General features: G+C 38.1%; 7 protein-coding genes, 1 pseudogene and 1 CRISPR repeat array. Of the genes and pseudogenes, 5 read left to right on the top strand and 3 right to left on the bottom strand.

Annotation, left to right across the window (positions count from 1 at the left end):
• A CRISPR array of direct repeats spans positions 1 to 821; the repeat unit is 30 nt; unit sequence ATTTACATTCCACTTTGGTTATATTCTAAT.
• Between the two features lie 107 nt (positions 822 to 928).
• The 3 genes and pseudogenes from HMPREF9943_RS05075 to HMPREF9943_RS10415 all read right to left on the bottom strand — a co-directional run.
• Positions 929 to 1,975, bottom strand: a complete 1,047-nt coding sequence (locus HMPREF9943_RS05075) for an ORF6N domain-containing protein (protein WP_482156155.1) — start codon at positions 1,973 to 1,975, stop codon at positions 929 to 931.
• A complete protein-coding gene (locus tag HMPREF9943_RS05070; protein ID WP_338032734.1) occupies positions 1,959 to 2,624 on the bottom strand; it encodes a recombinase zinc ribbon domain-containing protein in 666 nt (221 codons plus the stop codon). The genes HMPREF9943_RS05075 and HMPREF9943_RS05070 overlap by 17 nt, the downstream gene beginning before the upstream one ends.
• Positions 2,625 to 3,314: pseudogene (locus HMPREF9943_RS10415) on the bottom strand (recombinase family protein); the annotation flags it as partial.
• Between the two features lie 317 nt (positions 3,315 to 3,631).
• Here HMPREF9943_RS10415 and HMPREF9943_RS05065 point away from each other — a divergent pair.
• The 5 genes from HMPREF9943_RS05065 (at position 3,632) to HMPREF9943_RS09865 (ending at position 7,347) form a co-directional block, all read left to right on the top strand.
• The gene (locus HMPREF9943_RS05065) at positions 3,632 to 4,543 is read left to right on the top strand and encodes a DUF6017 domain-containing protein (RefSeq protein WP_004802701.1); all 912 of its coding nucleotides are present in this window, start codon (positions 3,632 to 3,634) and stop codon (positions 4,541 to 4,543) included.
• 12 nt (positions 4,544 to 4,555) lie between these two features.
• A complete protein-coding gene (locus HMPREF9943_RS05060; RefSeq protein WP_004802700.1) occupies positions 4,556 to 4,768 on the top strand; it encodes a DUF5348 domain-containing protein in 213 nt (70 codons plus the stop codon).
• Between the two features lie 38 nt (positions 4,769 to 4,806).
• The gene (locus HMPREF9943_RS05055; RefSeq protein WP_004802698.1) at positions 4,807 to 5,289 is read left to right on the top strand and encodes a PcfB family protein; all 483 of its coding nucleotides are present in this window, start codon (positions 4,807 to 4,809) and stop codon (positions 5,287 to 5,289) included.
• On the top strand, positions 5,286 to 7,061 hold the full coding sequence (locus HMPREF9943_RS05050; protein ID WP_004802696.1) for a VirD4-like conjugal transfer protein, CD1115 family: 1,776 nt from the start codon (positions 5,286 to 5,288) through the stop codon (positions 7,059 to 7,061). Before HMPREF9943_RS05055 ends, HMPREF9943_RS05050 begins: the two co-directional genes overlap by 4 nt.
• A 118-nt stretch (positions 7,062 to 7,179) precedes the next feature.
• On the top strand, positions 7,180 to 7,347 hold the full coding sequence (locus tag HMPREF9943_RS09865) for a Maff2 family mobile element protein (protein ID WP_482156154.1): 168 nt from the start codon (positions 7,180 to 7,182) through the stop codon (positions 7,345 to 7,347).
• Positions 7,348 to 7,508 lie beyond the last annotated feature (161 nt).

The following is a 7,508-nucleotide window of genomic DNA, read 5'->3' as shown; positions in this document are numbered from 1 at the left end:
ATTTACATTCCACTTTGGTTATATTCTAATTAATGATGACAAAATAATTAGATTGAAACAAATTAATTTACATTCCACTTTGGTTATATTCTAATTGGAATAAAAGTAGACATTGAAGATGATAAATTCTTATTTACATTCCACTTTGGTTATATTCTAATTTTCAAAGATGTCACTTTCGGAACATATTATATTAATTTACATTCCACTTTGGTTATATTCTAATTTGATTTACCTTGTTTTGAATTTGATGAAATGTACAAATTTACATTCCACTTTGGTTATATTCTAATTAATATAGATATCATGATTGTTCTGTTCCTGTTTTGATTTACATTCCACTTTGGTTATATTCTAATGTTCGAAAACTCTGAAAAGCTAAAAGCCCAACTTGCATTTACATTCCACTTTGGTTATATTCTAATGCTTTGCTATAGGGACTATTGTCATTGAAAGATTAAAATTTACATTCCACTTTGGTTATATTCTAATCGAGATAAGAGGACTAACAGACAAGCAGAATTATAATTTACATTCCACTTTGGTTATATTCTAATTACAAGAATACAGGAACAACAGGCTGCAAATAGAAATTTGCATTCCACTTTGGTTATATTCTAATACCGCACGGCAACAGAACCTTCCATATCCCCCGTACATTTACATTCCACTTTGGTTATATTCTAATACAAAAGTCTTTTAATGAAAGCAATACATATTTTATATTTACATTCCACTTTGGTTATATTCTAATTCATGTCCTTAAATTTAAGAAACTTGTAATAAATAACATTTATATTCCACTTTGGTTATATTCTAATTATCTGTACATAACAGGTTTAACTGCGTGTACTGTAGATTTACATTCCACCCTTGTGTCAAGTATTGGATACATATTTTTTCAAATTTCCAATCAACTTTTTTTACTCTATTTTAACTTTAAAATTGGATTTTTCAAGAGCTTGTTTATCAGGTCTGCATATACTACTTGGTCAACTACTTCCGATATAGTTGTAATTCTTTGCCCTGCATCTTTGGAAGAAGCTCCGCAGTGGTATATCCTCTGCTTATCTGTATTCCAATCAATGATAATATACCTGTCATGGAACTCCCCTCCGGATTTTTGAAACTTTATCTTTCTAAACGGATATTCTTTACAAAAATCTTGGTATTCAAGTGTATGAAGTCCTTTACCAACATTGTCGCTGAATATAGTGATTTCTACCGATGAGGGTATATCCTTTAACAGTACAAGTGTCTTAACTCCGATATAGTTATCAACGATATAAATGCTCTTTTTTGCTATGCTGTAAATATCCTTATACGCAAGATTCGCTTCTATCGGCTCTCCGTTTAAAAGCAAAAATCCATATTTTAGCTGTGGATTGCTAAGGTCAAGAATTAACTCTGACAGTTCGGATTTATGCACAACATTACCTAAATTGTCCACCAACCCTGCCACCTTATCTTCCACATTCATTAAATCTCGTCTTAAACCCTGCATTTCCACAACATTGCTTGTTATCTGCATGGAAAGCTGTAAAAATTCTCTTTGTCCAATCAAGCCTTGGTTTTCTACAATGTAGTCTTTCATCTGCTTGAAAGTGCGTATTAAGGCTTTACTCTGCTTGACAGCAAGCTCCCCTTTAAGAACCGTCATCAGCATATAGATTCCGGCTTCACTAAAAACATAAGGTAAGTATCTTCTGCCTCCTGAACCTGTTTCCGATTTTGAGGTCGAAATTTTCGACCTCAAATTTTCCCATTCCTCTTTTGTGAGTTGAAACCTGAAATCATCGTCAAATTTCTCAATGTTATTTTTGACCTGTTCATTAAATCTTTTTGTTTCATACCCATAAATTTCTGCCAGTTCAAAGTCAAGCATTACTTTCTGTCCCCTTATGATATAAATTTTTTCTGCAAGGGATTCCTGATTTACAAGCATAATTTCGTCTTTTTTATCCATCTTTTCCATTCCCTTTCTCAAATTTCCAAATAATCTCCACCTTGTCTTTATCATAGACATAAATCCTGTCTATGACTTCGTTGATCCAGTCTAAAACAAGCTCTCCTTTTGCAACCGCTTCTCTTAGCTTATCAACATTAAGGTTATGTCCTGAAGATGTATTTTCTTTTATCTTGTCCGTAATGATGGCTATTTCCTGTTCTGTATTTTTAAGTTTTTTGCTTAAATCTTCTTTCTTTGATAAATATGCTTCTTTATCTATTTCGTCCTGTTTATGCCTTTCATAAAGCTGCATTTTGGAAACCTGAATCTTTTGCTTTTCCGCTTCCAGTCTTTTCTTCCTGTCAAGCAGGCTTTCACAAATGCTTTCCATAACTTTATACTCAATCTTTCTTGTCTGCTCTTTTTCAAGAAAGCTCTCTGTATAAAGTTTAATCTCTTTTGAAACAATGTCTTCTAATGTTTCTGCTTTTATCTTCCCTTTCAAGCAACCATAATCCATTGCTATATATCTATATGGACAACAATACCCATCTGTTTTCCCATAATTAACTGTATAGGTCATTTTATGATGACACTTACCACAATAGACCTTATCCTGAAGTATATGAAAATTCTTACGCTCTCTACTGATTAGTTTTGCATTGCTGTTTAGCATATCCTGAACCTTACCAAAATCTTCTTTAGAGATAATAGCTTCGTGCATATCTTCTCTAATTATCCAGTCTTTGCTATCAACCCATTTTCTATTATCAGAACCAACTTCCTGTACCCTTGTCTTTCCACCAACAACCGCTCCTGTATAAACTCTTTGTGTTAAAACATATCTGATAATCTGTCCTGTCCATACTCCACTTCCTCTTTTAAGCCCTATATGTTTTGCCGGCGTTAAAACACCTCTATGATTAAAATCCTTGGAGATGGAAAGCATACTTTCTCCACTCAGGTATCTTTCAAAGACTTCTTCAATGATGTTTCTCACTCTTTCATCGACAAGTAGCTGATGATGGTCTTTTTCATCTTTTACATATCCATACGGTGCTTTTGAACCGAAATAATACCCTCTATCCTGTCTTACTCTTACTGATGAACTGATTTTTTGTGAAATGTCCTTGGAATAGTAGTCGTAGACAAGATTCTTAAAAGGAATTTCTAAACTGCTGATTCCATTCTCATTGTTATTACTGTCATAATTGTCATTCACAGAGATGAAACGAACCTGCATAAAAGGGAATATCTGCTCAATATATGCTCCGGATTCAATATAATCTCTTGCAAATCGTGATAAATCCTTTACAAGAATAGTTCTTATCTCATTTTTCTTCACAAGACCTATCATCTTTTGAAATGCAGGACGATTAAAAGCTGATGTTAGATAACGATACTTCTAAAACACAAGTAAATCCAACATTTTTATAACAGCATACAAGCTGGTATTGTACAAAAAACTGAATATATCACATACCAAGCGGTGATTTTTCGCTTCTGTCAAAGGAAGCATAAGGACACCGCTTTTTTCATGCCCATGTTACGAAGTAGAGGCATATACAGGCTTGTAATACAAGGCTTTTTGAGGGCGGTTTTGACAAAGTAAGGGTAATATACCTTTTCTTTCAAAATCGCCCTTTAACTGCGTAACAAATAAAAACGAAAGGAGCAGAAATCATGGCAGTTTTCAGAGTAGAGAAAAACAGAGGCTATACCGTCATGAGCAATCACCACCTGCGAAATAAGGAACTGACCCTAAAGGCAAAAGGCTTGCTTTCTCAAATGCTGTCGCTTCCGGAAAACTGGGACTATACCCTTGCAGGACTATCCCATATCAACAAAGAAAGTATTGATGCCATTCGCACAGCAGTTTTGGAGCTTGAAAAGGCGGGATATATTGAAAGGTCACAAGGCAGAGATGAAAAAGGGAAAATGACAGCCATTACCTACACCATTTATGAGCAGCCGATTAGTCCGGTATTAGACCAGCCGGTATTGGAAAATCCAACATCGGATAAGCCGATATTGGAAAAACCGAAAGCGGATAATCCGACATCGGAAAATCCAACGCAATTAAATAAAGATATACAAAAAACTGATCTATCAAAAAAAGAAGAAATAAATAAAGATGGATTAAATACCGATTCCATTCCTATCCTTTCCCCTGACCCCTCTCCTTTGGAGAAGTCATTACCGGAAAAGAAAGGAACGGATGAGAAAGACGCATATAAAATCTATGAGGAAATTATCAAGGACAATATCGAGTATGAACACCTCATAAACGCTAAACGCCTTGACCGTGATCGCATCGATGAAATCCTTGACCTTATTCTTGAAACCGTATGCAGCAAAAGAAAGCGCATCTTAATTGCAGGTGATGAATACCCGGCGGAGCTTGTAAAGGCAAAATTTATGAAGCTTGACAGCAGCCATATCGAGTTTGTCCTTGACTGTATGCAGGAAAATACCACAAAGGTAAGAAACATAAAGCAGTATCTAAAGGCGGTGCTTTTTAATGCTCCGTCCACCATAGGAAACTATTACACCGCACTTGTCAATCACGATATGTACGGAGGAAATAACTTCTAAAGGAGAAAAATTATGAAACAGGGAACCCTTATCTTTGACGAATACCGCGACCGTTACGACATCCGTTTTGACTTAAACGAGTATTACGGCGGGCTTCACTGCGGGGACTGTCTGGAGGTATTTCTTCGCGGCAAGTGGAAGCCTGCAAGAATGGAATACGGCAATAACTGGTATCTTACAGGGATCCGAACCGATGACTTAAACGGGCTTTTGGTGCGGATTTAATTCATATAACCTGAGGTAGCAAAGAAAGGAGGAAAAAATTGCAGGATGAAATAAACGAAAAAGTGATCGCTCTGTATATCAAAGGCGGAAAAATTACCGCAAGGCTATTACAAAAAGCGATAAAGCTTTTCCTTGCGGAGATGAAAAAGCAGGAAGCAAGGCGGCAGCTTCCCCACGGAAAGCAAAGCCTAAAGCAGCTTATGAAGCAGAACGCAGGCGTTTCCAATATCGAAATCACGGATGAAAATATCAAAGCCTTTGAAGCAACCGCAAAGAAATACGGAATAGACTTTGCCCTAAAAAAAGACAAAAGCACTTCTCCGCCCCGCCATCTTGTGTTTTTCAAAGGACGGGATGCGGATGTTCTAAAGGCGGCCTTTGATGAGTTTTCCAAAAAGAAGCTCACAAAAGAAAGGCTCCCCTCTGTAAGAAAGGTGCTTTCCGCCTTTAAGGAGCAGGCAAAGGCAATCAATAAAGGTCGTGAAGTTGTAAAAAATAAAGACAGGGGGATTGAACGATGACGGAAGAAACAAAGAAACAAATTTTACTGCATCTGCCTTATCTGGTCTTTGTCTATCTCTTTGACAAAATAGCACAGGGCTTTCGCCTATCCTACGGCATGGATTTTGGAACAAAGCTTCTGCACTTTCCAAAAGGTTTGGCAGAAGCCTTTTCTTCTCCCCTTATCAGCTTTCATTTAGCCGACCTTTGTATCGGAATCATAGTGGCTGCACTCATTCGTTTTGCTGTCTATGTAAAAGGCAAAAATGCAAAGAAATATAGAAAAGGAACAGAGTACGGATCCGCCCGTTTTGGAAATAAAAAGGACATTAAGCCATATATTGATCCCGTCTTTAGGAACAACATTCCTCTTACCAAAACGGAGTGCATTACTATGAATAGCCGCCCGAAAAATCCGAAATACGCAAGAAATAAAAACATCCTTGTGGTCGGAGGCTCCGGCAGCGGAAAGACACGCTTTTTTGTAAAGCCGTCATTGATGCAGATGCACAGCTCCTATGTAGTTACCGATCCAAAAGGCGAGCTGCTTCTCTCCTGCGGAAAGCTTCTGCAGCGAGGCGGATATAAAATCAAGGTGCTGAATACCATCAATTTCAAAAAGTCTATGCGGTACAACCCTTTCTCATATATCCGAAGTGAAAAGGACATTTTGAAGCTGGTAAATACGATCATCATGAATACCAAAGGCGACGGCGAAAAAGCCGCTGAGGACTTCTGGACAAAATCGGAACGCCTTTTCTACTCTGCATTGATCGGATATATCTTCTATGAAGCACCAGAGGAAGAAAAGAATTTTACCACGCTTCTTGAAATGATAAACGCATCGGAAGCCCGTGAAGATGACCTGGAATTTCAAAGTCCGGTGGATCTTATGTTTCAGAGATTGGAGGAAAAAGATCCGGAGCATTTTGCGGTAAGGCAGTATAAGAAGTTTCTGCTTTCCGCAGGGAAAACAAGATCCTCAATATTAATTTCCTGCGGCGCCCGTCTTGCCCCCTTTGACATCCGAGAGCTTAGGGAGCTTCTTGAAAAGGACGAAATGGAGCTTGATACCATAGGGGATCGAAAAACAGCCCTCTTTGTTATCATAAGCGATACCGATGATACCTTTAACTTTGTTGTTTCAATACTCTACACCCAGCTATTTAATCTTCTCTGCGACAAAGCTGATGATGTGTATGGCGGAAGGCTCCCCGTTCATGTTCGCTGCCTGCTTGATGAGTTTGCAAATATCGGGCAGATTCCAAAGTTTGAAAAACTGATTGCCACCATTAGAAGCCGTGAAATATCGGCTTCTATTATTTTGCAGTCCCAGTCCCAGCTTAAAGCAATCTATAAGGAAAATGCGGACACCATCACAGGAAATTGCGACAGCTTCCTCTTTCTTGGAGGAAAGGAAAAAACAACACTAAAGGACGTATCTGAAATACTCGGTAAGGAAACCATCGACAGCTTTAATACCTCTGAAACAAGAGGACGGGAGCTTTCCCACGGGCTGAACTATCAAAAGCTCGGTAAAGAGCTTATGACACAGGATGAGATTGCGGTAATGGACGGCGGCAAATGCATCCTGCAAATAAGAGGCGTAAGACCGTTCTTTTCGGATAAGTACGATATTACAGCTCACCCAAATTACAAATATCTTTCCGACTATGACAAGAAAAACTCTTTTGATGCGGAAAGATATATAAAACGCCGCCCCGCTATCGTAAGGCAAAATGAAGTCTTTGACTACTATGAAATCGATGCGGAAAAATTAACGGAAGAATAAAAGAAGGAGGAAAAAGCTTGATATATAAGACAGCAGTATATAGAGCGCGGGCACCTGACGTCCGTTTCTGATCCGCTAAAGAAAGCGGATTTTTTTATGAGGAAATAAGCAAAAATTTATGTTTAGCCGCAAAGGCGGCAGAAAGGATGAATCTATGGGATTTTTTAATTCAGCAGTCGGAGTATTACAGACACTTGTTATCGCACTTGGCGCAGGCCTTGGAATCTGGGGCATTGTAAACCTTTTGGAAGGATATGGGAACGATAACCGTGCGACACGTTCATAAGTGAAAAGCTTATGCACTAAGTCGAAGGACTTAAAGTTTGAAACTTAGGAGAACTGACAATCTGATAGGTAGAATGACGGGGTAACGCCCTGAAATGCCTACACTGATACTCCGATTGGCAATGAATATTAGACTATTTCATTGTCAAAAGCTCGGTGAAG

The organism is Eggerthia catenaformis OT 569 = DSM 20559, from assembly GCF_000340375.1.
Lineage (GTDB): Bacteria > Bacillota_I > Bacilli_A > Erysipelotrichales > Coprobacillaceae > Eggerthia > Eggerthia catenaformis.
Note: the sequence above shows the minus strand (reverse complement) of the source record. Positions and strands in the feature narration are given on the sequence as shown.

Coding starts and splice junctions, on each gene's coding strand:
- HMPREF9943_RS05075 (WP_482156155.1), bottom strand. CDS start 1,975: ATGGAAAAGATGGATAAAAAAGACGAAATTATGCTTGTAAATCAGGAA.
- HMPREF9943_RS05070 (WP_338032734.1), bottom strand. CDS start 2,624: ATGCTAAACAGCAATGCAAAACTAATCAGTAGAGAGCGTAAGAATTTT.
- HMPREF9943_RS05065 (WP_004802701.1), top strand. CDS start 3,632: ATGGCAGTTTTCAGAGTAGAGAAAAACAGAGGCTATACCGTCATGAGC.
- HMPREF9943_RS05060 (WP_004802700.1), top strand. CDS start 4,556: ATGAAACAGGGAACCCTTATCTTTGACGAATACCGCGACCGTTACGAC.
- HMPREF9943_RS05050 (WP_004802696.1), top strand. CDS start 5,286: ATGACGGAAGAAACAAAGAAACAAATTTTACTGCATCTGCCTTATCTG.
- HMPREF9943_RS09865 (WP_482156154.1), top strand. CDS start 7,180: ATGTTTAGCCGCAAAGGCGGCAGAAAGGATGAATCTATGGGATTTTTT.